Origin of the sequence: Pseudidiomarina tainanensis, from assembly GCF_004214835.1 — a bacterium.
GTDB classification, from domain to species: Bacteria; Pseudomonadota; Gammaproteobacteria; order Enterobacterales; family Alteromonadaceae; genus Pseudidiomarina; species Pseudidiomarina tainanensis.
In genome coordinates, this window is record NZ_PIQJ01000001.1 from 1,123,076 (window position 1) to 1,146,348 (window position 23,273).

The following is a 23,273-nucleotide window of genomic DNA, read 5'->3' on the forward strand; positions in this document are numbered from 1 at the left end:
ATTGGACGACGATGAAAAGCCAATTATTGAGTTTTCGTCATTTCCGCATAGGTTGTTGAACGTGCTTCAGCAAAGCTTGCCGCGCGCGCATCTTTATTAAACGGCAGGCGAACATCAGCCGCAGCAACCGCTAATGGTGTAAAGCTATCGGTGCGTTGCACCGCACTAGCTTTTGCCATTGGTGCCGAAGTCACATGCCCGCGTACTGCTTGTGTAGCTTTAGCGGCTTTCGGCTTAGCTACTTTGGTCGGTTCTTTACTAGCGCTTGGTGCCGGCGCAGAAGCTACTATTTCTGGTGCTTCATTCGCTTCAGTTTCAACTTTAACTTCGGTATCTACCTCTGCTTTCTCAGTCACTTCTGCTTTGGTGGTAACTTCAGTTTGCTCTTCATTCGCTTTAACCTCGGCCTCCGGTACGTTGTCGGTGGACTCGGTCGCAACTGCCGGCATGGTCTCTTCAGCCTCAGCTACTGCAGCTGGTGCAGACACTTCAGGTTCAGCTGAAACAACGTCAACAGGTTCTGCTTGTTCAGCCTGTTTGGTTTCGGTTACAGCTTCTTCGGTGACAACGTCGGTTGCTTCTGCATTATCTTGCTCAGCTTTGCGACGTTGACCTGCGGCCCTTTGATGGCGCGGTGAACGACGGCTACGGTTACGACCACGGCTAGTTGTGTTGCTCTCATCAGTGTTTGATTCAACGTTGTTTGTTACTTCTTCTGTGACATTCTCGTTGGTAGCCTCAGCAGTTGCTTTGCTTTCAACTTCAGTACCAGTTGCATCTTTTGGCGTTGTTGCTGATACATCTGTTTCCGTCGCAGCCGATTCCTGTTGCTGTGCTTTCTGTTGCTGTACTTTCTGTTGCTCTACTACAGGCTCTTGCGCAACCGCTTGCTCGTTTGCGTTTTCACCAGTTAAGCGTACTGATTGATCCAATTTGCGACGTTGGCGACGCGGTTTTGGTGTTGCTTTACGTTCTTCTGTTGGTGTATCAGCACTTTTCGCGTCCGCGGCTTTCGCTGCCACATTATTATCTTGCTCAGCGTTTTGCTTATTGCGATTACGGCCACCGCGACGACGACCGCCGCGCTCATTGCGTTGCTCTTTCTGATCGTCTTTATTCGCCGGTTTGTTATCAGTCGCTTTCGTCGCTTCCGGAGCATTGCTGTCTTTATCTTGCTCGCGGCCGCGACCACGGTTGTTACCACGGCGGCGATTATTACCACGATTGTTACGGCGTTGGTTATTATTACGACGTTGCTGATTCGATTTCTTATTCTTGTCAGAATCTTTGCTGTCATCGTCGCTACTAAATAAGCCTGCTAGCCACTTGCCTAAACGAGCAAACAAACCTAGGCCGGCATCGGCCTTCGCAACAGGTTTAGCTGCTGGTGTAGGCGCTGGTGTAGCCGGTGCTTGTAGACCTTTTAGCGCTGGCTCTTCAAAACTTGGCTTGTCTTTATTCAGGACAATTTCAGTACTGGTATCTTCTGGCTTCTCAATCAACGTGAAGCTATTTGCTTCATCGACTTCGTCGTTACGCAGACGTTTCACATCAAAATGTGGTGTTTCGAGATGCGGATTTGGAATGACGAGTACAGAAACATTATGACGCTTCTCGATATCAAAAATCGATTGGCGCTTCTCATTCAGTAAATAGGTAGCTACGGTTACCGGAACCTGTGCTTGAACCTGAATAGTATTGTCTTTCAACGCTTCTTCTTCGATAAGGCGTAAAATAGACAGCGCAAGCGACTCAGCAGAGCGAATGGTGCCATGACCGCTACAACGTGGGCACACATGATTCGAGGCTTCACCGAGTGAAGGACGCAAACGTTGGCGTGACATTTCTAACAAACCAAAACGTGAAATACGAGCCACTTGGATGCGAGCGCGGTCTTGTTTCAGGCTATCACGCAAGCGGTTCTCAACTTCGCGTTGATGACGGGTAGGGGTCATATCAATAAAATCGATAACCACTAAGCCGCCAACGTCGCGTAATCGTAACTGGCGCGCGATTTCTTCGGCTGCTTCTAAGTTTGTTTGAAACGCAGTTTCTTCAATATCACCGCCTTTGGTTGCCCGCGCCGAGTTGATATCGATTGAGGTTAGTGCTTCGGTCGGGTCAATAACAATCGAGCCACCCGACGGTAAACGTACTTCGCGTTGAAATGCTGATTCAATTTGGCTTTCAATTTGGTAGTGATTGAATAGCGGCACATCACCTTGGTAGATTTTAACGCGATTGACAAAGTCAGGACGAATCAAGGTCACGTGATCTCGTACTTGATCAAAAACTTTCTGGTTATCAATCAGCACTTCACCGATATCACGACGCAGGTAATCACGAATTGCGCGGAATACAACGTTACTTTCTTGATGGATTAAAAACGGTGCTTGACGCGAGTTTGCTGCCTTTTCGATTGCATCCCAATGGTGCAACAGTACGTTGAGATCCCATTCTAATTCTTCTTGCGATTTGCCAACACCAGCGGTACGGACGATCAGCCCCATGCTGCTTGGCAAATTAAGTGCATCTAATGTCGCTTTTAATTCACTACGCTCTTCGCCTTCAATTCGACGCGAAATGCCACCCGCACGTGGGTTGTTCGGCATTAATACCAAATAACTGCCTGCTAGTGAGATAAACGTGGTTAACGCAGCGCCTTTTTGACCGCGTTCTTCTTTATCGATTTGAACAATGACTTCTTGGCCTTCAGAAATAACATCTTTGATATTCGGACGACCTGAAAAGGAGTAGCCATCAGGGAAGTAGGTTTTTGCAATTTCTTTGAGGGGAAGGAAGCCATGGCGTTCTGCGCCATAGTCAACAAATGCTGCTTCTAAGCTTGGTTCGATGCGGGTAATTTTACCCTTGTAGATATTCGCTTTCTTTTGTTCATGGCCTGGGCTTTCAATATCCAGATCATAAAGACGCTGGCCATCGACCAGCGCAACGCGCAATTCTTCTTGCTGCGTTGCATTAATTAACATTCTTTTCATTGTATGTAGCTCGTTATGTCGGGCTACAACACAGTACGACAGGCGTTCGCCATCGCTATTTCGAGATTGAATTGTTTTCTATTAGGGTTACTAACTAACACCTAACATCCCCCGTTTTACGACTACATGGTATAAACGTGAGACTTGCAATTTGTTACCAAGCCGAAATGCGCTTGTAAAGGCCATACTGCGTTGCAGCATTGGTTCTTCAATTTGGTTTGATTTATAACAGGCGGTGCACTCAATCAATCTTCAAAACACTATTCGGTGAAGATGAGCCAACGATATTCCGTGCCATCAACTTCTCGATGCCGTTTTACATGAACGAACTTTCGTAAGCTGAGGTGGATGAATTGGCAGCGATGCTTTCCGCTCAAACCACGCGTTAAATTTTTTTCTGTTCTTGCACCAACGCCAGCTTTTTCAAGCTGCTTATGATGTACCGCTCTCTGTTTAACCGGTGCGGATTTTTCCGGTGCCTGATTATCCCACGAAAATCGGTGTAAATACAAGATGAACATTGTCAAGAGCTCATGCTAAAATCCGCGGCCTATGAGCGAACAAACAACTATTTCACAAGGTGTGCGTTTTCAGACGGTCGAATCTGGCTATCAAGACCAACGCATCGACAATTATTTACTTGCGCAGCTAAAAGGCGTACCCAAGTCGTTGGTGTACCGCATTCTGCGCAAAGGCGAAGTGCGGGTAAATAAAAAACGTGTCAAACCTGAATATAAACTTCAGGTTGGCGATGTTATTCGTATTCCGCCGGTGCGGGTGGCTGAGTCGAATCCGTTACCATCCGCGAACCTTGATCAAGTGCAGGCCTTACAGCACCAAATTTTGTACGAAGACGAGGTGTTGATGGTAATGAACAAGCCTGCTGGCTTGGCTGTACATGGCGGCTCGGGGCTACAATTTGGATTAATTGAAAGTTTACGTGCACTGCGACCTGATGCGAAACAAATGGAACTAGTCCATCGCCTGGACCGTGAAACCAGCGGTTGTATTTTGATTGCTAAGCGACGTTCAGCGCTGCGTAGTTTGCACGAACAATTACGCAGTAAAACAATGGACAAGCAGTACCTTGCACTCGTGCGTGGGCATTGGCAAAAGCATGTAAAATTGATTGCCGCACCGTTACTGAAAAATACGCTGAAGTCGGGTGAGCGGGTGGTACGCGTGGATGCTGAAGGTAAACCGTCGGAAACACGATTCCGAATTGTCGAACAGTTTACTCAATGCACACTAGTTGAAGCCGCACCAATTACTGGTAGAACTCACCAGATACGGGTGCATGCGTTGCATGCAGGACATCCGATTGCCGGTGATCCGAAGTACGGTGACAGCGAGTTTGATCTGGCGATGCAACAAGTTGGCTTGAATCGTTTGTTTTTACACGCACACAAACTCACATTTAAACATCCGCAAACTGGTAAAGATATTACGGTGAATGCACCGCTTGATGAAGCCTTGCGAAATACTTTGAAAAAGTTAGGTGGACGGCAGTTTATATGAAGTATCCACTGGTTATTTTTGATTGGGATGGCACCTTGATGGATTCAGTGGGGCGTATTGTATCGTCAATGCAACGCACTGCGGCTATTTTACAGTTGCCGCAACCTTCGGTGACCGCGGTTCGTGAGATTATCGGTATCAGTTTAGAGCCGGCAATCGAGACCTTGTTTGGTCGCTTATCGGCTGCGCAGTTCGAGCAATTTATGACAGTATACCGTCAGCAATACGTGCATGATGATATCACGCCTTCACCATTGTTTAATGGTGCTCGCAGTTTGTTGGAATCACTACGTGAACGTGGTTATACGCTGGCAGTGGCAACCGGTAAGGCACGTCATGGTTTAGAACGAGTTTGGGAAGAAGCCGACATTCGTCATTTATTCCACACCTCGCGCTGTGCGGATGAAACCGCATCTAAACCAAATCCAAAGATGCTATTGGACATTCTTGCCGAAACCGGCTTTAAAGCTGAACAGGCCGTGATGGTAGGCGACTCGGTACATGATATGCGGATGGCCGAAAATGCCAAGATGGCGCGTATTGGTGTAAGTTTCGGCGCCCATGATGCGGCTCGTTTGACTGGGCATCAACCGGTAGCGATTATTGACCAGCTCAGCGAATTGAATCATTACGTGTAACCCAAACACGGTAACTAGGAATCAAAGAGAAACCTATGAGCGTATCGATAGTATTAGCCTCGACATCACCGTTTCGTCGCGAATTGCTGAAAAAAGTGGTGCAAAATTTTACCGTTGCAGCGCCACTTGTGGATGAAACACCAGAGCCGAATGAATCGCCTGAGCAGTTAGTAGAACGCTTGGCTGTTGCCAAGGCCAAAGCACTAGCAAAAGAATATCCAGCGCACGTTTTAGTTGGCTCTGATCAAGTTGCGGTAGTTGATGACGTTATTTTGGGTAAACCTGGCTCCACTGAAAAGGCACAACAGCAACTGCAAGCGATGCGTGGTAAAACGGTAACATTTTTGACTGGTTTAGCCGTGTACAATAGTGCTGAAGATAAGTTGCAAGCTGCGGTGGAACCGTTTTATGTCACGTTTCGTGATATCACTGACGCAGAAATTGAAGCCTACGTGCAACGTGAGCAACCGCTTAACTGCGCGGGGAGTTTTAAAAGTGAAGCCCTCGGTATTAGTTTATTTTCAAGGTTACATGGCGATGATCCAAACACGTTAGTGGGGTTACCGTTAATTCGGTTGCTAGCAATGTTACGGAACTGGGGAATTAATCCGCTACTGGACGAAAACAGCGAGCAAAGCCAATAAAACCACTTGTGTTCAGTCTCTTAATCCTTTAACATTCGCGCCCTATGCAGAAGGTTCGAGTACCGATTACGGTAGATCCGGTTAAAAGTGCCGGCAAGCAATTGACTTATATCGGATTAGTTCCGGGGAAGTCGCTTGTTCGTTTGCAAGAGCTGTTAGTGGAAGCATGTCCTGATATTGATGTATCACTTAGCTTTGATACAGATGAGCAGGGCATTAAACGCATTCGTGGCGAAGCACAGGTTACTGTGCAGGCAAGTTGCGAGCGCTGTGGCGACCCGATGACAGTTCCGTTACAGAGCACATTTATTTATGCTCCGTTAACGCGAAGACAAACGGCCACCGATATGCCAGAGGAATACGAACCGATTGAGCTGGATGAACTTGGCGAAGTTAATCTGCATGCACTAGTAGAAGATGAGCTGATATTGGCGATGCCAGTGGTGGTTAAACACGACGAGCGCGAATGTCGGGTAGATAGTAATGCAATGCAATGGGGTGTCATTGATGATACACCGGAAACAAAGGATAATCCTTTTGCGGTATTGCAAGAATTAAAGCGTAAATAAACTTAGGAGATAGCGTAAATGGCTGTACAACAGAATCGGAAAAGTCGTTCTAAGCGCGACATGCGTCGTTCTCACGATGCACTGAGCGGCCCTACACTGTCGGTTGATTCTACCTCTGGTGAAACGCACCGTCGTCACCATGTAACAGCTGATGGTTTCTATAAAGGCCGTAAAGTAATTAACAAGTAACCAGCACTGGAAGTGAGGCAATGGCCACACTGACAACTCTGGCACTTGACGCAATGGGGGGCGATCATGGCCCCTCAATTGTTATAGACGCCCTGCAAAGGGCGTTAGATGCATTTCCTGACGTGCAGTTCATGCTCGTTGGCGACGAAGAAGAACTTCTTCCTCTACTTAGCCAAGCTAAGTTAGCTAAGCATTCCCGTATTACCTTAAAACACGCGAGTCAAACCGTCACAATGACGGATAAACCGGGCTATTCGTTGCGCGCGAAACCAGATTCATCGATGCGTGTTGCGCTTGAGCTTGTTGCGGCAGAAGAAGCTGCAGCTTGTGTCAGTGCGGGAAATACCGGGGCGCTCATGACCAAAGCGTATTTCACCCTCAAAACGTTACCCGGTGTATTACGTCCGGCACTCATGTCGGCTATTCCGCAACAACAGGGCGGTTCGGCATTTGTTCTCGATCTTGGCGCAAACCCAGTATGTGATTCGGATACCTTATTTCAATTCGGCGTGATGGGCTCTGTTGCGGCGCAAGAAGTATTGGGGATTGCGAAACCACGAGTGGCTTTGCTGAACATGGGCGAAGAAGAAATTAAAGGCAACGATGCCGTCAAAGCAACTGCCGCCTTGCTCCAGCAGTCGAAACAAATCAATTATATTGGCTTTATTGAAGGCGATGATTTATTCGCTGGCAAAGCCGACGTTATTGTTTGCGATGGTTTTGTTGGCAATATCGCGCTCAAAAGTTGTGAAGGGTTAGCCGACCTGTTACTGAATAATATCAAAGCAAATATTCATGCCCATTGGATGACCCGATGGTTTGTGAAACTTTTCTATCAACGTTTACAACGCTCGTGGGATTGGCTGAAGCCCGACCACTACAACGGCGCGAGTTTGATAGGATTGCGTGGAGTAGTTATAAAAAGCCATGGCGATGCCAATGCACGAGCGTTTTTTAGTGCAATTGAGCAAGCTGTGGAAGAAACTCAACGCGATCTACCTACACGAATTCGTGACCGAGTAGAACAAGTTCTGTTAGAGCAGGAATAAACGTTATTATGCCATCAGTTATTGCAGGAACTGGCCATTATTTACCGGCTCAGCGCCTGACGAATACCATGCTAGAACAGCGTGTCGACACCAGCCATGATTGGATTGTTGAGCGTACCGGAATTCATGAGCGACGCATTGCGGAACCGACAGAAAATGCGGTAACCATGGGCGTGGCTGCGGCTCGCCAAGCATTGCAGTCAGCAAACATCAAAGCCGACGATCTCGATTTAATTATTGTTGCAACAACTTCAGGTGAGCGCGCTTTTCCAAGTGTTGCTTGCGAAATTCAAGCCGCGCTTACTGAAAATACGATGCCAGCGTTTGATGTCGCGGCGGCGTGTTCGGGTTTTATTTTTGCCTTAAGTGTTGCTGATCAATATATCCGTAACGGTATGTATGAAAAGGTATTGGTGATTGGAACCGACGTCTTGTCACGTTTGTGTCATCCGGATGATCGTAATACGCTCGTATTATTTGGTGATGGGGCTGGAGCCGTAGTGCTCGAAGCGAGTGACCGCGCGGGTATTATGTCAACGCATTTAAATAGTGCTGGGGAATTCGCTGATTTACTCGGCGTCAATCATTTGTCGCGTCATTCACCTGAGCAGCTCGGTGAAGCGTGGATGTACATGAAAGGCAACGAAGTATTTAAAGTTGCGGTGAGTAAACTCAGTGAGTTGGTGGTTGATACGTTAGCGGCCAATAACATGCAGGCGGCTGATCTTGATTGGCTCGTGCCACATCAAGCTAATTTGCGCATTATTAAAGCAACTGCAAAGAAGCTGAAAATGCCGATGGAGCAAGTTATTACCACGTTAGAATACACCGGCAATACGTCGGCAGCGTCGGTGCCGATAGCACTTGATGTTGCGATTCGTGATGGTCGTATTCAACGTGGACAAAAATTATTACTCGAAGCCTTTGGCGGTGGATTCGCCTGGGGCTCTGCACTGATCGATTATTAATAAGGAAGCATTCATGCGAGCTTATGTATTTCCAGGGCAAGGTTCACAAACCGTTGGTATGTTGGCAGACGTTGCCGCGGAGTATCCGGTCGTTGAAGAAACTTTCGCCCAAGCGAGCAAAGTATTAGGCTACGACTTGTGGCAGTTGGTGCAAGAAGGACCAGCAGAACAACTGAATGAAACGCACCGTACGCAGCCTGCGTTACTAACTGCAAGTGTGGCATTGTATCGTGTGCTAGAGCAGGCTGGTGTACCAGCGCCTGAATGGATGGCTGGGCATAGCTTAGGTGAATACTCTGCGCTGGTTTGTGCCGGAGCATTAGCGTTTGAAGACGCTGTTGCGTTAGTTGCAAAGCGTGGTGAGTTTATGCAAAGCGCTGTACCTGCCGGCGTTGGCGCTATGGCTGCGATTATTGGCTTGGACGACAAATTAGTTGAGCAAGCTTGTGCCGAAGCGGCCGCTGACGAGGTAGTCTCGGCGGTGAATTATAACTCGCCAGGACAAGTGGTTATAGCTGGCCACAAAGCAGCCGTAGAACGTGCTGGCGATGCGTGTATTAAAGCTGGAGCAAAGCGAGCGTTACCATTACCGGTAAGCGTGCCGTCGCATTGTTCTTTGATGCAGCCAGCAGCCGAGCAACTCGCAGTAGAGCTTGGTAAGTTAACCGTCAATACACCACAAGTGCCAGTGGTAAATAATGTGGATGTTACAGCGCCGCGTGAAGCGTCCGAAATTCGGGATGCATTGGTACGTCAATTGTACTCACCGGTTCGCTGGACCGAAACCGTTCAGTATTTAGCGAGCCAGGGTGTGACAGAGATGTATGAAATTGGTCCAGGTAAAGTATTAACTGGGCTAACAAAGCGCATTGATAAAGCAATTCAAGGCGATGCCGTGAATACGGTCGACGCAATTGCAGCAAGGAAATAATATGACTGATTTAATGAATCTTGAAGGCCAAGTCGCTTTAGTTACCGGTGCGAGCCGCGGGATTGGTAAAGCGATTGCGCAACAGCTTGTTGCGCGTGGTGTAAAAGTAGTTGGCACTGCGACAACTGAAAGTGGTGCTCAGGCGATTAGTGATTACTTGGGTGTCAATGGCACTGGGTTCGCACTAAATGTCACTGACGAAGAAAGTGTCGCTGCGGTATTAAAGCATGTTGACGATACTTACGGACAACTCGATATTTTAGTGAATAATGCTGGTATCACCCGCGACAATTTGTTGATGCGCATGAAGGATGACGAGTGGGATAGTGTCATGGACACCAACCTTAAGTCGGTTTATCGTTTATGTAAGGGTGTGATGCGCGGCATGATGAAGCGTCGTCAAGGACGAATCATCAATATTTCATCGGTCGTGGGAACTACCGGTAATCCTGGGCAGACTAACTATTGTGCAGCCAAAGCTGGATTAGCAGGATTTACCAAAGCCTTAGCAAAGGAAATTGCGGCGCGCGGTATAACCGTGAACTGCGTTGCGCCAGGTTTTATCGATACTGATATGACCAAAGCGTTGACAGAAGATCAAAAACAAGCGATTTTTGCCAATATTCCGGCAGCACGCTTAGGACAACCTGATGAAATTGCGGCCGCTGTGGTGTTTTTAGCATCGCCAGGGGCAGCGTATATTACGGGCGAAACCATTCACGTTAATGGCGGAATGGCCATGGTATAAGTGGAATAGACGACAATATTTACCGAGGCTGACTAGCCAAGGGGTATGACCTGTCAAGGTTGGACCATTTTTTACTTTATTATTGTCGTCGCTTTCACTACACTAAGCCCAATTTTGAACTCATGACCTAAAATCAAGGGACATATATACAATGAGCACTATTGAAGAACGCGTTAAAAAAATCATCGTTGAACAACTAGGTGTTAAAGAAGAAGAAGTGAAACCAGAAGCTTCTTTTGAAAATGACCTAGGTGCAGATTCACTTGATATCGTAGAGTTAGTAATGGCTCTCGAAGAAGAATTTGAAACTGAGATTCCAGACGAAGAAGCTGAGAAAATCAGAACTGTTGAAGCAGCGATTGAGTACGTTAAAAACCACTCAAACGACTAAGCAGTGATAACGAGAAGGGCGGAATGAAAATTCCGCCCTTTTTTGTATGTGGTACAACGGTCAACCCCTTACCCAACCTAATCTAGATCGTGGCCTACAATTTGGCGACGGACACTTCACTACACTTGTTATTCGCCACGGCCAACTGGAATTTTGGCCGCGTCATTGGCAACGGTTAACGGAAGCGAGTCAACGCCTAGCGATGGCGATGCCTGTACGAGACCAAGTTGAAGAACTACTGGCATCCATTCGCCAACAACAGCCCAATTGCGTCGTGAAAATCATCATCACCCGTGGCTTTAGCAATCGTGGCTATGCACCATCACCTGCGGCACCTGTTAACTGGTATGTCACCACCGCCAGCTTGCCTGAATGGCAGCCGAACACTCTATTGGTTGACCAAGCTGAGTTGCAATTGGCTATGCAACCACGCCTTGCTGGCCTGAAGACGTTAAATCGTCTTGAACAAGTGTTGCTCGCTCAAGAACGTCTGGAACGTCACGTTGATGATTTAATTGTCTGCGATAATCACCTTCACATTGTAGAGGCGATCAGTAGCAATTTATTCTGGTATGATGGCGCTAACTGGCGGATTCCGCAGTTAAAAAACGCCGGCATCGCCGGCATTATGCAAGCAGAAATCTGTGCTGCGGTGCTGCCTAATGCGATACCCTCAATAGCGGTTTGGGACGATTTAGTATCGGCTGAACAGGCTTTTTTGTGTAATACTGTTTTAGGTCCACGCCCAATCGGTCAGATAGGCGCACGGCAATTACCGCAGCAAGTATTACCAGAGGTTGTTAACACGTGGTATTTAAACGTTTTATCCAAATCTTCTTGAGCTTAAGTATTGTTTTCGCTGGCGTTATTGCGACCGGATTATGGTATAGCTATCAGCAATTACAACAACCTTTAAATTTATCCCAGCCATTGGTATTTGAAGTCAAACGCGGCATGCACGCGCGTACGATTCTTGAGCAGCTTAATACGCAAGGTGCGGCGATTTCGGTTACGCCGGTTTATATTGCGAGTCGTGTATTTGATGTGCCGCAGCACTTGCAAGCGGGTTTTTACGAGATTCAGCCACAGGACAGTGTCGCCAACATTTGGCGTAAACTTCGTCAGGGCGAACAATACCTATTTCAGGTGACGTTAGTTGAGGGGCAAACGTTTGCGCAATGGTTGAAGATTCTTGCTAGTTCACAGTACCTCACACTAGCCGCAATGAACGCGGAGCAAGACACGATTACAAAGGCGTTAAACCAACGGTTAGGAACTACGCACCAATCGTTTGAGGGATTACTATTTCCCGATACTTATAAATATATGGCGGGTACTAAGGCCATGGAAATACTAGTGAAATCATACACGCGTATGGCCTCCGAACTGACAGAAATTTGGGCGCAACGAAGTCGAGATTTACCCTATGAAAAGCCTTACGAGTTGCTTATTATGGCTTCTATAATTGAAAAAGAGACAGGTATAGGTGGTGAGCGCAGTAAAGTGAGTTCGGTTTTCGTTAATCGCTTACGCAAAGGCATGCGTTTGCAGTCTGATCCGACAACAATTTATGGCATTGAGAATTTCGACGGTAATTTGACGCGCGCGCACTTGCGCGAGGTAACCGAATTTAATACCTATCGAATAAATGGGTTACCGCCAACGCCAATTGCCATGCCGAGTCGCGAGAGTCTGGTAGCTGCCGCGCACCCTGCTGAAACTGATTATTATTATTTTGTCGCGGATGGTTCTGGCGGGCATGTTTTTTCCAAAACGCTGGCGGAGCACAATCGCGCGGTGAATCGTTACCAAAGGAATCAAGGTTAATGCCACTGGGCAAATTTATTGTCATTGAAGGTCTAGAAGGCGCCGGCAAAAGTTCAGCAATTGCCAGTGTTGTTGCTCATTTGAATGCAAAAGGTATTGTGACTCAAACCGTTCGCGAGCCAGGCGGAACACCATTGGCAGAGGCGATTCGGGATCTGGTAAAGCAAGACTGGGAAGAGCGTTTAACTGCCGAAACTGAGCTTTTGCTAATGTACGCCAGCCGCGCTCAACTCGTCGAAAACGTGATAAAGCCAGCATTGAAGCAGGGCAAATGGGTCATTGCAGATCGTCACGACTTATCTTCACGGGCTTATCAGGGTGGTGGTCGCCAACTTGGTGATGAAAAACTTACCACGCTGAGACAATTGGTGCTTGGTAGTTTTGTGCCAGATTTGACGTTACTGTTGGATGTTGATCCGAAGCAAGGTTTGCAACGTGCGCGCGAGCGCGGCGAGCTTGATCGAATTGAACAAGAAGACCTAGCTTTTTTTGAGCGGACACGCGAGCGCTATCTAGAGATTGCGCAAACCGAGCCAAACATTTGTGTTGTTGATAGCAATCAGACCATGGCAGACGTGCACCGAGACTTATTGAATCAGCTTGAACAAAATTTGTTTCATGAGTATGGATAAAATATGAGTTTACCTTGGTTACGCGAACCGTGGCGGCAACTGGTCGCGGATTATAACAACCAACGCTTTGGTCATGCACATTGCCTGCCAAATCGAATCGGTTTAGGTGCGCCAACGTATACAGAAACTTTGGTTAAGTTTTTGCTGTGTATAGAGCCAAGCCAGCAAGCTTGTGGCAAATGTAAAAGCTGTTTGCTCATGGCAGCCGGAACTCATCCTGATTATTATGAAGTAGCGAGTGAGGATAATCGCGCTATTGGCGTTGATAAAATTCGCGAGTTAACGCAACAGTTGCAACAAACTGCGAGTCAGCACGGCAGCAAAGTGGCTTGGATTAAAGATGCGCAGCGTATGACGACAGAAGCCGCCAACGCATTGCTGAAAACTTTAGAAGAACCAAGCGCTAATACCTACTTAATCTTAAGCCCAGAGCGAACCAGTGATTTACTACCGACATTGCGCAGCCGAATGCGATTACATACGTTTTCTGAACCAAACCAAGCAACCACTCAAAGTTGGCTTACTCAGCAATTAGGACGCTCACTAACCGAAGCGGAGCGTGTGCGAAGCCAACAATTTCCGGGAGCGCCATTAACGGCCTTAGCAGCTTTGAAGGGTAACTTCGCTGATCCGGCGGATTTTGTTACGGAGCTCGCATCTGCCACAATTCAGAATAGGCCATGGCCGCAACCGAAAAAGGACGACGTACAACAGTGGCTGGAAGCGTCGTTGGCTTGGTTACAAGAGCTCATTCGTATTCGCCAACGCGTGGCACAACAACGCTTACATTATCCGCAGCTCACGCAGGTGGCGGAACAATGGCTGCAACGCGAGCAGATATCTGTTACAAGATTAAACGGATGGCTGGCTTTATGTTACAATTTGCGCAAAATTACACGTGAACAGTCCGGCTTAAACCTACCATTATTATTACAACAACAGTGGTTACAATGGAAACAAAGACCGTAGCAGCTGACGCTGAAGCAGAGTTACCGAAAAAACGCATTGTGCTAGGAACTGAAGCGCAATTACGTCGCTATTATATGCCGTTTATTAAGGGCGGTGGATTATTTTTAACCACCGATGAACCGTTAAAAATTGGTGATGCATTCTTACTGGAAGTGCGTTTATTTGGCGAGCAAAACTCCGTTTTGGTGAAATGTAAAGTTGTCTGGTTAGCTCCCTCTAAGCCTGGCCGTCCCGAACAACAGGGCGTTGGTGTCCAATTTATAGATGATAAGGCCATGTTAAAGAACATGATTGAATCTAAGCTAGCCGCTATCGGCAACACTGGCACACCAACCGCCACGATGTAAGCAACCTTAAAGTTTGGAGTTGTTGTGTTTGTCGATTCCCACTGCCATCTTGATAAAATTGATTTAGCAAATTTTAACGGCGAGTTCGCGGCGATAGTCGAGGCCGCACGCGCTGCCAAAGTCGAGCACATGTTATGTATTGGTGTTACGCTCGATGACTTTCCCGCCATGCGTGAACTTGTTTCAGGCTATAGCGATATTAGTATTTCTTGTGGTGTGCATCCGCTGTATGTTGCCAAGCATCCGCTTGCGAAGCAGCAACTGAAAGAGTGGGCTGCTTTACCTGAAGTAGTAGCCATTGGTGAAACAGGCTTGGACTATTATTACGATCCAGAGAGTCGCCCAGTTCAACAAGAGAGCTTTGCTTTTCATATTGATCTTGCCAATGAGCTAGACAAGCCATTGATTATTCATACCCGTGATGCACGTGATGACACCATTGCGATGTTACGAGAAGGGCATGCTGATCGCTGCGGTGGTGTGTTGCATTGCTTCACCGAATCGTTAGAAATGGCGCAGCAAGCAATTGAGCAACTTGATTTTTATATTTCGATTTCTGGTATCGCATCATTTCGCAATGCGACTGAATTACGCGATGTGGTGAAAGCCTTGCCACTGGAGCGGCTGCTCATTGAAACAGATAGTCCATGGCTGGCTCCGGTACCCCATCGAGGTAAAGAAAACCAGCCGGCCTTTGTGACTGAAGTGGCAAAATGTGTCGCAGATGTGAAAGGTGTTAGCTTAGCTGAAGTAGCGGAAGTCACCACGCATAACTTTTATTCGTTATTCAAGCGAGTGCGAACATAAATTTGTACGTTTTTTACACAAAAAATTCGCATTTTTAAAATAACCATCTAAACTAAATCTTACCCTCGAAATTTATCGAGTTAGCGCACGGCTCAATCCCTTGAGCCATTCCCCTAAGCTCGGGACAACTTGGATTCGTCCCGAGCATTTTTTTGCCTGAAATTTAGTTAATAAAAACAAGTGATTAGCTTGATTTAACCGCGCCAGATAACCAGTAAAATCAAAATTGGACAGATAAATTTGACGTACCATGGCCAAATTTTCCAGAACCAAGTTTTGTCAATTTCTGGTGCGCCTTCTTGAAGTGCTTTCAACAAAAAGTGTTGGCGCAAAATCCAGGTGAGTAACAAACCAAATACAAGTGCTAACAATGGTTGCATGTAAACCGTTGTAAAAGTCACAACTGCACCAAATAAGCTAGAGAAGTTGTAAATAATAATGGCTGAGATTAGACCAATTGTTGCGCCAACTACCCAAACCATTTGTGAACGTGATTGACCTGTTTCTTCAACGAGTGCGTTTACCGGTGCTTCAAGCATAGAAATTGATGAAGTAATTGCTGCAATCACCATGAGCGCAAAAAAGGTTAAGCCAACCCATAACCCAGCTTGGCCCATGGATTCAAACATGGCTGGTAACACATTAAAAACTAACGTGTCGCTGGACAATAATTGGCCGGCCTGATCATAAATCACAACACCGAGCTCTTGTGCTGCGAACATCGCTGGCAGAATCAGTAGGCCTGCTAAAAAAGCAACGGAGGTATCTAAACCAGCAACCCAACCAGCGGTTTTAGGTAAATGCTCATCTTTTGACAGATAGGCGCCGTACGTCATCATGCAACAAACGCCGAGCGACAATGAGAAGAATGCTTGGCCCATGGCACGAATAACAAGATTGGGGTTGGTCACTTGCTCAAAGTCAGGGGTGAGATACATTTTTAAGCCATCAATGGCACCCGGCAGGGTGAGAATGTACAGCGCCATGGCAATCAAGAGTACAAATAATAATGGCATGAGGCGACGTGACCAGCGCTCAATACCATCGGTTACGCCAGAACGAACAACATGAATGGTGAGCACGAGGAACAACACCATCATGATCAAATTGCGTTCAACGCTGAATTCAGTTAACCAAGTTGCCGCGCTATGAAAGCCAAGTAATTCAGCCAATGGCGCAAACATAAAGGCTAAGAGCCAGCCGGAAACGATGCCATAAAAACTTAGAATAAGTGACAAGACAACGAGACCAACAATACCGGTGAAAGCACCAAAGCCGCGCCAAAACGGTTTTTCGCTTAACGAGCGCAAGGCTTCAACTGGGTTACGTTGCCGCATACGGCCGATGGTCAACTCGGCAACCAGCATAGGATAAGCGAGTAGGGCGACCATGAGTAAATAGACTAAAAGAAAGGCACCGCCGCCGTTTTGCGCAGCTTGTGTGGGAAAACCCCAAATGTTACCGACACCCACTGCGGAGCCTGCCGCAGCTAAAATAAAACCGATACGAGACGAAAAAGCGGGAGATTTAAGAGCCATATTTTTATTCTTGTTGTTCTGTGGTTGTTTTACTTACGCGGTGAGTTCACCACGTAAGTTAGTTTCAAGGAGATTACTTATTTCACGCTGCGATAAATTCTGTGACAACAAATAATGTAATTTTGTCAGTGCTGCTTCAATGGTCATATCGTGGCCACTTACGACACCAACTTGTGCAAGCGCGTTACCCGTTGCGTAACCGCCCATATTCACTTTGCCTTTAAAGCACTGCGTGCAATTGAGGACAACCGTACCTTGTTCGATAGCACGTTGTAAGCTAGCCAATAGTTGTGGGTCTTGCGGAGCATTACCGACCCCGTAACTTTGCATTATTAACGCTTTGACCGGTTGCTGGAGCATATTATCGAAAATTGCTGCCGAGATACCCGGATACAAGGTGACGACACCAATTGCTTGCGGCGTCACTGACGTGAGCCGAAGTGGTTCCCGACCATTTTCTTTTATAGTGCCAGCGTCCACGGTAATCTGAATCCCTGCCTTAAGCAACGGTGCGAAGTTAGGCGAGGCGAATGCATTAAAACCATTGGCATCAGCTTTAGTCGCTCGGTTACCGCGATAAAGCGTGTTATTAAAAAACAAGCTGACTTCATGAATAGGGTAATTTGCGGCAATATAGAGCGCGTTCAACAGGTTCGTTTGCCCATCGGAACGCAATGCCGCCAATGGAATTTGCGATCCCGTTATAATTACTGGTTTCGCTAAATTTTCAAACATGAACGACAAAGCTGAGGCCGTATAAGCCATGGTATCGGTACCATGTAAGATCACAAAACCATCGTAGTCGTTATAGTTATTCTGGATATCTTCAGCGATGTGTTGCCAGTCGGCAGGCGACATATCGGAGGAATCCATCAGCGGGTCATATTCGTGAATAGTAAATTCTGGCATTTCTTCCCGATAAAACTCGGGCATGCGTTTGACACATTCGGTTAAAAAGCCCGACACAGGGATGTAACCCTGTGTCGATTTTTGCATACCAATTGTTCCGCCTGTGTAGGCAACATAAATACGTTTTTTAGTCATGAATCACTGCAGTGGGCAAAGTTCGCACAGTGCATACACACCGTTCGGGTCGTTAAATTTATCCAGTAATTTAACTTCCTGCCACACGCGTTGCAATTCCATTTCGATTGGCGAGTGATTTTTTTCAAATACAGAAGCTGGTACCCATGCGCTCGCTTGACCGAATAAATCACGCATGAACTTGTCACGAGCTGACAAATCAGCTTCAATCACTTCAACGTCGTATTCAACGACATCAGCTTTTTGTGCCGCAGCTCGAATGGCATCGTCAAGCCCACCAAGTTGATCAACTAAACCAAATTGCTGTGCCTGACTGCCAGTCCATACACGACCTTGAGCCACTGCATGAACTTCGTCGTAAGTCATATCGCGACTATCAGCAACCATGCTCACAAAGTCACGGTAGAACTTCTCGATGCTCATTTGAACAACTTGTTTACCACCTTCATCTAAACCTCGCGTTACGTCGAGTACAGGCAGGTTAGTGGTGTGATAACCATCGTTATACACGCCAATTTCAGCCAATGAATTCTCAAAGGTGAAGAACATACCGAACACGCCAATTGAACCCGTAATGGTTTCTGGAGCGGCCCAAATTTCATCGGCGCTTGCCGCAATCCAATAGCCACCCGATGCCGCAACACTACTCATAGATGCAATAACCGGCTTACCTGCTTTTTGTAACTCAAGCACTTCTTGACGAATTACTTCCGAGGCGAAGCCACTGCCACCTGGACTATCAATGCGTAACACTACAGCTTTAACTTGATCGTCTAAACGCGCTTTGCGTAATAGTTCAGCGGTACTATCACCACCAATCATGCCGGCTTTCTGATGGCCATCAACGATCACACCACGGGCAACGACTATGGCGATATTATCGCGCTCTTTGGTCTCTTCTTCATATGCATGACCGTTGAGTGATTCCAAATAATCGTCATGATCAATCTGGCGCCAACTTTTTTCTTCATCATCAAGACCGGTTAAGGTGATCATTTCTTGGCGGAATTGTTCACGTGAATACAAATCAGTGACAAGCCCTGTACCTACGGCCATTTGCGCGAAATCATTATTGTTTTCTGCAACGGTGGCTAAAAAATCATCCATTTCACCAGACAGCACACGTGGATCTAACTCGCGTAAGGCCGCGATATCAGTGACATAGGTTTGCCAAAGTTCATCGTACAGAACTTTGTTAGCTTCACGAGCTTCAGCAGACATGTCATTGCGTGTGTAAGGTTCTACCGCTGATTTATAGGCGCCAACTTTGAAGACATGCGTGCTGACTTTCAGCTTCTCCAATAGCTCTTTGAAGTACAGACGATATGAACCGTAACCTTCAAACATCATCATACCAAGCGGGTTTAAATAGATTTTGTCAGCGTGAGCGGCAATGTAGTACTGATCTTGACTGTATGCATCGGCATAAGTTACGACCGGCTTACCGCTTTCACGAAATGCGACAAGTGCCTCACCTAGCACGTTCATCTTGTTCAAACCGCCGCCAGTAAAGCGGCCGAGATTCAATTGAATCCCACTAATGCGCTCGTCTGTCGCTGCTTGCTCAATGGCTGTTACGGCATCGCTTAAAAGAACTTCTGCTGGCTGACCACTGCCGCCTAACATTTCATCAAAGAAAGCATCGACTGGGTCTACCCAGGTTTTTTCTTCAACCAAGGCTCCATTGAGGTTTAACACCAGCACACCGTTCTCAGGAACTTGAATTGGCTCTTCTTCAGCAGCAAATAGACCAATGAAAACCAATAAAATTAAGAAGAAAACGATATTCACAATAATTTTGCGAATGACGTTGATGAGACTAAAGAGTTTTTTGAAGACTGAAGCGATCCCGCTCATATAAAACAATCCCAAATTAAGTAACGATGCAAGGAGATTACCGCAGAAATCACTGAGAAACTAGTAAGACAATGTAACAGAGCGTGATCATTTGCTAAGCTATCGAAACCTTTGACGCGATAGTCAAATCTCACCTTTTGAGGATGTTATGCAGGCATTAGAACTTTTAACAACACGCTCTTCTATGCCACGGTTAATCGAGCCTGGCCCTAGTGATGCACAGTTTCAATTAATGTTACAAGCAGCAGCGCGCGCACCTGACCATATGGCATTGATGCCGTATCACTTCATTGTATTTAAAGATGAGCAACGGCAGCAATTAGGCGAGATATTTCAACGAGCCGCCGCCGCGCAGGGGCAAGCCGAAGCGCAATGTGTTCAGGCAAGTCAGTTGCCGTTACGTGCGCCCATGCTAATTGCCGTAGCAATGAAATATCAAGCGCATGAAAAAGTACCGCGCGATGAACAATTTGCCAGTGCTGCTTGCGCAACTTTGTTACTACAACAAGCTGCATTTGCGCAGGGCTTAGGTGCTATTTGGCGCACTGGATGGTTGGCCGAATCGGGTTTTGTAAAAGCGGAGCTTGGCCTGCGTGAAGAAGATGCCATCGTTGGTTTCTTGTATGTCGGAACACCCGCGGTGCCAACGCCGATCAAACCAAACAAAGAGCTGGCTGATAAAGTTCAATATTGGGGCTAGGGAAGTCCTTAGTTTGGCGTTTTAAAACAGTGCCAACAAAACCCAAAAACCAGCCGTAAAGGCTGGTTTTTTACATAGTAGGGATTATGATCTCGTTACTTAGAAGTCCGCTGTTTTTGGCGCTCGTGGGAACGGGATTACATCGCGGATGTTGCCCATACCGGTTACATAGGTGACCAAGCGCTCAAAACCTAACCCGAAACCTGCGTGTGGCACGGTACCGTAACGACGTAAATCGCGGTACCAACCGTAATCTTCGATTGGCAAGCCAAGCTCGAGCATACGTGCATCTAAGCGCTCTAAACGTTCTTCACGCGCACTACCACCGATGATTTCACCAATGCCTGGTGCCAACACGTCCATTGCTGCGACCGTTTTACCGTCGTCGTTTTGACGCATGTAGAAGGCTTTGATGTCTTTCGGATAGTTTTTCAGCACAACCGGCGCACCAACATGTTCTTCAGCCAAGTAGCGCTCGTGTTCAGACTGCAAATCCATACCCCATTCAACCGGGTATTCGAATTTCTTGCCGCAGTTTTGCAAGATTTCTACCGCATCTGTGTAATCCATGTGCACAAACTTGTTGCTGACCACGTGATTGAGGCGATCTAAGACGCCTTTATCCACACGCTGTTGGAAAAATGCCATATCGTCGGCGCGTTCTTCGAGAACGGCATTGATACAGTATTTCAACATGTCTTCGGCTAAGTAGGCGATATCATTTAAGTCAGCAAATGCGACTTCAGGTTCCACCATCCAAAACTCAGCCAAGTGGCGACTTGTATTGGAATTCTCTGCACGGAAGGTCGGACCAAAGGTGTAAATTTTGGAGAGTGCACAGGCGTAAGTTTCACCATTTAGCTGGCCTGAAACCGTTAAAAAGGCTTCTTTACCAAAAAAGTCTTTGCTGAAATCGATACCGCCATTATCTGTGTGCGGCAGGTTCATTAAATCCAGCGTGGATACGCGGAACATTTCACCTGCGCCCTCAGCGTCTGATGCTGTAATAATTGGGGTTGCGACCCACAAATACCCACGCTCATGGAAGAAGCGATGCAGAGCTTGCGATAAACAGTTACGCACTCGCATAACGGCACCAGTAATATTGGTACGCGGGCGCAAATGCGCGAATTCACGCAGATATTCCATTGAATGTGGTTTCGGCGACATCGGATAGGTGTCAGGATCCTCAACAAAGCCAAACACATGAACTGCTGTCGCTTGGATCTCGAAGTTTTGACCTTTGCCAGCGTTTTCAGCAACCACGCCGGTGACAGCAACACTGCAACCTGTGGTTAGTTTGAGAACCTCATTGTCATAATTATCGAGATTATTCGGTACGACCGCCTGAATAGCGTCAAAACACGAACCATCATGCACGTTGATAAATGAAATGCCTGCTTTTGAATCGCGACGGGTACGAACCCAACCGCGTACAGTTACTTCATCACCAACGGCAACTTTTCCCGATAAAACATCGACAATTGTAGCGAAGGACATGGGCCTACAAACTCCGTTAGTTAAGGTATAAGAATAAAATAGGCTGATATGTTACCTTGCTTTGCGCCAGACTCAAGAGAAAATCACACTGAAGCCGCCAGTAAACACATGGTTTGGGTTATTTTACTGAGTTGATCGGGACGAATGACAAATGGTGGCATGACATAAATTAATTTCCCAAACGGCCGTATCCACACGCCGTGTTGCACACATAGGCGCTGCGCGGTGGCAACATCAATAGCATGCTTCATCTTGATGACGCCAATGGCACCAAAGCATCGCACACCAGCTACGTTCGGTAGTTGTCGCGCTGGTTCAAGTTCAGCGATTAGCTGCGCGTTAATAGTGTTGATTCGTTGTTGCCATGGGCTATCAAGCAAAACATCAATGCTGGCACAGGCAATAGCACAGGCGAGGGGATTGCCCATAAAGGTTGGTCCATGCATAAACGCACCGCCGGCAGGGCCCTGGCTGATGGTGTCGGCAACTTCATCACGACACAGTACAGCTGCTTGGGTCAGATAACCGCCAGTTAATGCTTTGCCCAAACACATAATATCTGGTGTGATGTTGGCGTGATTGCAGGCAAATAATTCGCCGGTGCGACCAAATCCTGTAGCAATTTCATCGGCGATTAATAACACGTTATGTTGATCGCAAAGTTGGCGTGCTCCACGCAGGTATTCAGGGTGATAAAAACGCATCCCCCCAGCACCTTGCACGATGGGCTCAAGAATTAATGCGGCGAGTTCATGTTGATGCTGCTCTAAAAGCTGTGCTAGTGACGCTAAGTGCTTGGCATGCCATGATTGTGTTGGCGTGATGTCAGGGACAGGGGCGAACAATTGCTCACGTAAACTTCCTTTAAATAGACTATGCATGCCGTTAACCGGATCGCAGACCGACATAGCGGCGAAGGTATCGCCGTGATAACCACCGCGGATGGTCGCCATTTTATTCTTGTTCGGTCGATCGCGACTAAACCAATATTGCACGGCCATTTTAATGGCGACTTCAATGGAAACAGAGCCTGAATCGGCGAGAAATACACGATTTAATCCCGCAGGCGTTAGCTCTACCAGCTTCTGTGATAACCGAATTGCTGGTTCATGCGTAATACCGCCAAACATGACATGACTCATTTTTGCCAGTTGCTCAGTTGCCGCTTGGTTGAGTTGTGGGTGGTTATAGCCATGAATGGCGGCCCACCAAGACGACATACCGTCAATCAATCGCGTACCATCATTAAGGATTAATTCACAGCCTTCAGCGGCAACAACCGGATACACCGGCAGCGGTTCATTAAAGGAAGTGTAGGGGTGCCAGATGTGTTGGCGATCAAACTGCAAGTCGCTATTTGTAATCATTGATTAAATAATAACCGATTGTAATTATATCAAGCCGAATA

The 23,273-nt window shown here is 47.0% G+C and carries 23 protein-coding genes; 17 read left to right on the forward strand and 6 right to left on the reverse strand.

Annotated elements, in window-relative coordinates; translation table 11 throughout:
- Positions 1-23: 23 nt before the first annotated feature.
- Positions 24-2,999 carry a ribonuclease E gene (rne, locus tag CWI82_RS05545; RefSeq protein ID WP_130202889.1) on the reverse strand — a complete coding sequence of 992 codons (2,976 nt, stop codon included), beginning with the start codon at positions 2,997-2,999 and terminating at the stop codon, positions 24-26.
- Between the two features lie 552 nt (positions 3,000-3,551).
- Between rne and rluC the strand changes: the two genes are divergently transcribed.
- The 16 genes from rluC (at position 3,552) to CWI82_RS05625 (ending at position 15,226) form a co-directional block, all read left to right on the forward strand.
- Positions 3,552-4,517, forward strand: a complete 966-nt coding sequence (gene rluC, locus CWI82_RS05550; protein WP_130202890.1) for a 23S rRNA pseudouridine(955/2504/2580) synthase RluC — start codon at positions 3,552-3,554, stop codon at positions 4,515-4,517.
- On the forward strand, positions 4,514-5,155 hold the full coding sequence (locus CWI82_RS05555; protein WP_092855115.1) for an HAD-IIIA family hydrolase: 642 nt from the start codon (positions 4,514-4,516) through the stop codon (positions 5,153-5,155). Before rluC ends, CWI82_RS05555 begins: the two co-directional genes overlap by 4 nt.
- Before the next feature lie 35 nt (positions 5,156-5,190).
- On the forward strand, positions 5,191-5,799 hold the full coding sequence (locus CWI82_RS05560; protein WP_092855112.1) for a Maf family protein: 609 nt from the start codon (positions 5,191-5,193) through the stop codon (positions 5,797-5,799).
- 44 nt (positions 5,800-5,843) lie between these two features.
- Positions 5,844-6,368 carry a 23S rRNA accumulation protein YceD gene (gene yceD, locus CWI82_RS05565; protein ID WP_092855110.1) on the forward strand — a complete coding sequence of 175 codons (525 nt, stop codon included), beginning with the start codon at positions 5,844-5,846 and terminating at the stop codon, positions 6,366-6,368.
- A gap of 18 nt (positions 6,369-6,386) precedes the next feature.
- Complete coding sequence (gene rpmF / locus CWI82_RS05570; protein ID WP_026862145.1) at positions 6,387-6,557, forward strand: 50S ribosomal protein L32; 171 nt, start codon at positions 6,387-6,389, stop codon at positions 6,555-6,557.
- 20 nt (positions 6,558-6,577) lie between these two features.
- Entirely contained in the window at positions 6,578-7,606 is a 1,029-nt protein-coding gene (gene plsX, locus CWI82_RS05575) for a phosphate acyltransferase PlsX (RefSeq protein WP_092855108.1), read from the forward strand.
- A gap of 8 nt (positions 7,607-7,614) precedes the next feature.
- The gene (locus tag CWI82_RS05580) at positions 7,615-8,574 is read left to right on the forward strand and encodes a beta-ketoacyl-ACP synthase III (protein ID WP_092855106.1); all 960 of its coding nucleotides are present in this window, start codon (positions 7,615-7,617) and stop codon (positions 8,572-8,574) included.
- 13 nt (positions 8,575-8,587) lie between these two features.
- Entirely contained in the window at positions 8,588-9,505 is a 918-nt protein-coding gene (gene fabD / locus CWI82_RS05585) for an ACP S-malonyltransferase (RefSeq protein ID WP_130202891.1), read from the forward strand.
- Position 9,506: 1 nt separating this feature from the next.
- On the forward strand, positions 9,507-10,253 hold the full coding sequence (gene fabG / locus CWI82_RS05590) for a 3-oxoacyl-ACP reductase FabG (RefSeq protein ID WP_092855102.1): 747 nt from the start codon (positions 9,507-9,509) through the stop codon (positions 10,251-10,253).
- 151 nt (positions 10,254-10,404) lie between these two features.
- The gene (acpP, locus tag CWI82_RS05595; protein ID WP_092855100.1) at positions 10,405-10,644 is read left to right on the forward strand and encodes an acyl carrier protein; all 240 of its coding nucleotides are present in this window, start codon (positions 10,405-10,407) and stop codon (positions 10,642-10,644) included.
- Positions 10,645-10,690: 46 nt separating this feature from the next.
- Positions 10,691-11,485 carry an aminodeoxychorismate lyase gene (gene pabC / locus CWI82_RS05600; protein WP_092855098.1) on the forward strand — a complete coding sequence of 265 codons (795 nt, stop codon included), beginning with the start codon at positions 10,691-10,693 and terminating at the stop codon, positions 11,483-11,485.
- Complete coding sequence (mltG, locus tag CWI82_RS05605; protein ID WP_092855096.1) at positions 11,452-12,471, forward strand: endolytic transglycosylase MltG; 1,020 nt, start codon at positions 11,452-11,454, stop codon at positions 12,469-12,471. The genes pabC and mltG overlap by 34 nt, the downstream gene beginning before the upstream one ends.
- Positions 12,471-13,103, forward strand: coding sequence for a dTMP kinase (gene tmk, locus CWI82_RS05610; protein ID WP_092855094.1), 633 nt, complete (start codon positions 12,471-12,473; stop codon positions 13,101-13,103). Before mltG ends, tmk begins: the two co-directional genes overlap by 1 nt.
- Before the next feature lie 3 nt (positions 13,104-13,106).
- On the forward strand, positions 13,107-14,072 hold the full coding sequence (locus CWI82_RS05615; RefSeq protein WP_092855092.1) for a hypothetical protein: 966 nt from the start codon (positions 13,107-13,109) through the stop codon (positions 14,070-14,072).
- Positions 14,054-14,419: a PilZ domain-containing protein gene (locus tag CWI82_RS05620; RefSeq protein WP_092855090.1), complete on the forward strand. Its 366-nt coding sequence runs from the start codon at positions 14,054-14,056 to the stop codon at positions 14,417-14,419. The genes CWI82_RS05615 and CWI82_RS05620 overlap by 19 nt, the downstream gene beginning before the upstream one ends.
- A 24-nt stretch (positions 14,420-14,443) precedes the next feature.
- Positions 14,444-15,226 (forward strand): TatD family hydrolase, encoded by a 783-nt coding sequence (locus CWI82_RS05625; RefSeq protein WP_092855088.1) that lies wholly within the window; start codon positions 14,444-14,446, stop codon positions 15,224-15,226.
- A gap of 194 nt (positions 15,227-15,420) precedes the next feature.
- Here CWI82_RS05625 and CWI82_RS05630 read toward each other — a convergent pair whose 3' ends face one another.
- The 3 genes from CWI82_RS05630 to sppA are packed head-to-tail and all read right to left on the reverse strand — an operon-like array spanning position 15,421 to position 19,665.
- On the reverse strand, positions 15,421-16,764 hold the full coding sequence (locus CWI82_RS05630; RefSeq protein WP_092855086.1) for a sodium-dependent transporter: 1,344 nt from the start codon (positions 16,762-16,764) through the stop codon (positions 15,421-15,423).
- A 33-nt stretch (positions 16,765-16,797) separates the two neighbouring features.
- Entirely contained in the window at positions 16,798-17,808 is a 1,011-nt protein-coding gene (gene ansA, locus CWI82_RS05635; RefSeq protein ID WP_092855084.1) for an asparaginase, read from the reverse strand.
- Positions 17,809-17,811: 3 nt separating this feature from the next.
- On the reverse strand, positions 17,812-19,665 hold the full coding sequence (gene sppA / locus CWI82_RS05640; protein ID WP_130202892.1) for a signal peptide peptidase SppA: 1,854 nt from the start codon (positions 19,663-19,665) through the stop codon (positions 17,812-17,814).
- Positions 19,666-19,813: 148 nt separating this feature from the next.
- On the opposite strand from sppA, the gene CWI82_RS05645 reads away from it, so the two are divergent.
- Positions 19,814-20,365 carry a nitroreductase family protein gene (locus CWI82_RS05645; protein WP_130202893.1) on the forward strand — a complete coding sequence of 184 codons (552 nt, stop codon included), beginning with the start codon at positions 19,814-19,816 and terminating at the stop codon, positions 20,363-20,365.
- A 99-nt stretch (positions 20,366-20,464) separates the two neighbouring features.
- On the opposite strand, the gene asnS is transcribed toward CWI82_RS05645, so the two are convergent.
- Positions 20,465-21,865 (reverse strand): asparagine--tRNA ligase, encoded by a 1,401-nt coding sequence (gene asnS, locus CWI82_RS05650; RefSeq protein ID WP_130202894.1) that lies wholly within the window; start codon positions 21,863-21,865, stop codon positions 20,465-20,467.
- 83 nt (positions 21,866-21,948) lie between these two features.
- On the reverse strand, positions 21,949-23,232 hold the full coding sequence (bioA, locus tag CWI82_RS05655; protein ID WP_130202895.1) for an adenosylmethionine--8-amino-7-oxononanoate transaminase: 1,284 nt from the start codon (positions 23,230-23,232) through the stop codon (positions 21,949-21,951).
- Positions 23,233-23,273 lie beyond the last annotated feature (41 nt).

Coding starts and splice junctions, on each gene's coding strand:
- fabG (WP_092855102.1), top strand. CDS start 9,507: ATGACTGATTTAATGAATCTTGAAGGCCAAGTCGCTTTAGTTACCGGT.
- CWI82_RS05630 (WP_092855086.1), bottom strand. CDS start 16,764: ATGGCTCTTAAATCTCCCGCTTTTTCGTCTCGTATCGGTTTTATTTTA.
- sppA (WP_130202892.1), bottom strand. CDS start 19,665: ATGAGCGGGATCGCTTCAGTCTTCAAAAAACTCTTTAGTCTCATCAAC.
- acpP (WP_092855100.1), top strand. CDS start 10,405: ATGAGCACTATTGAAGAACGCGTTAAAAAAATCATCGTTGAACAACTA.
- rpmF (WP_026862145.1), top strand. CDS start 6,387: ATGGCTGTACAACAGAATCGGAAAAGTCGTTCTAAGCGCGACATGCGT.
- yceD (WP_092855110.1), top strand. CDS start 5,844: ATGCAGAAGGTTCGAGTACCGATTACGGTAGATCCGGTTAAAAGTGCC.
- CWI82_RS05620 (WP_092855090.1), top strand. CDS start 14,054: ATGGAAACAAAGACCGTAGCAGCTGACGCTGAAGCAGAGTTACCGAAA.
- bioA (WP_130202895.1), bottom strand. CDS start 23,232: ATGATTACAAATAGCGACTTGCAGTTTGATCGCCAACACATCTGGCAC.
- ansA (WP_092855084.1), bottom strand. CDS start 17,808: ATGACTAAAAAACGTATTTATGTTGCCTACACAGGCGGAACAATTGGT.
- fabD (WP_130202891.1), top strand. CDS start 8,588: ATGCGAGCTTATGTATTTCCAGGGCAAGGTTCACAAACCGTTGGTATG.
- tmk (WP_092855094.1), top strand. CDS start 12,471: ATGCCACTGGGCAAATTTATTGTCATTGAAGGTCTAGAAGGCGCCGGC.
- asnS (WP_130202894.1), bottom strand. CDS start 21,865: ATGTCCTTCGCTACAATTGTCGATGTTTTATCGGGAAAAGTTGCCGTT.
- pabC (WP_092855098.1), top strand. CDS start 10,691: ATGTGGTACAACGGTCAACCCCTTACCCAACCTAATCTAGATCGTGGC.
- CWI82_RS05560 (WP_092855112.1), top strand. CDS start 5,191: ATGAGCGTATCGATAGTATTAGCCTCGACATCACCGTTTCGTCGCGAA.
- CWI82_RS05645 (WP_130202893.1), top strand. CDS start 19,814: ATGCAGGCATTAGAACTTTTAACAACACGCTCTTCTATGCCACGGTTA.
- rne (WP_130202889.1), bottom strand. CDS start 2,999: ATGAAAAGAATGTTAATTAATGCAACGCAGCAAGAAGAATTGCGCGTT.
- CWI82_RS05580 (WP_092855106.1), top strand. CDS start 7,615: ATGCCATCAGTTATTGCAGGAACTGGCCATTATTTACCGGCTCAGCGC.
- rluC (WP_130202890.1), top strand. CDS start 3,552: ATGAGCGAACAAACAACTATTTCACAAGGTGTGCGTTTTCAGACGGTC.
- CWI82_RS05555 (WP_092855115.1), top strand. CDS start 4,514: ATGAAGTATCCACTGGTTATTTTTGATTGGGATGGCACCTTGATGGAT.
- plsX (WP_092855108.1), top strand. CDS start 6,578: ATGGCCACACTGACAACTCTGGCACTTGACGCAATGGGGGGCGATCAT.
- CWI82_RS05615 (WP_092855092.1), top strand. CDS start 13,107: ATGAGTTTACCTTGGTTACGCGAACCGTGGCGGCAACTGGTCGCGGAT.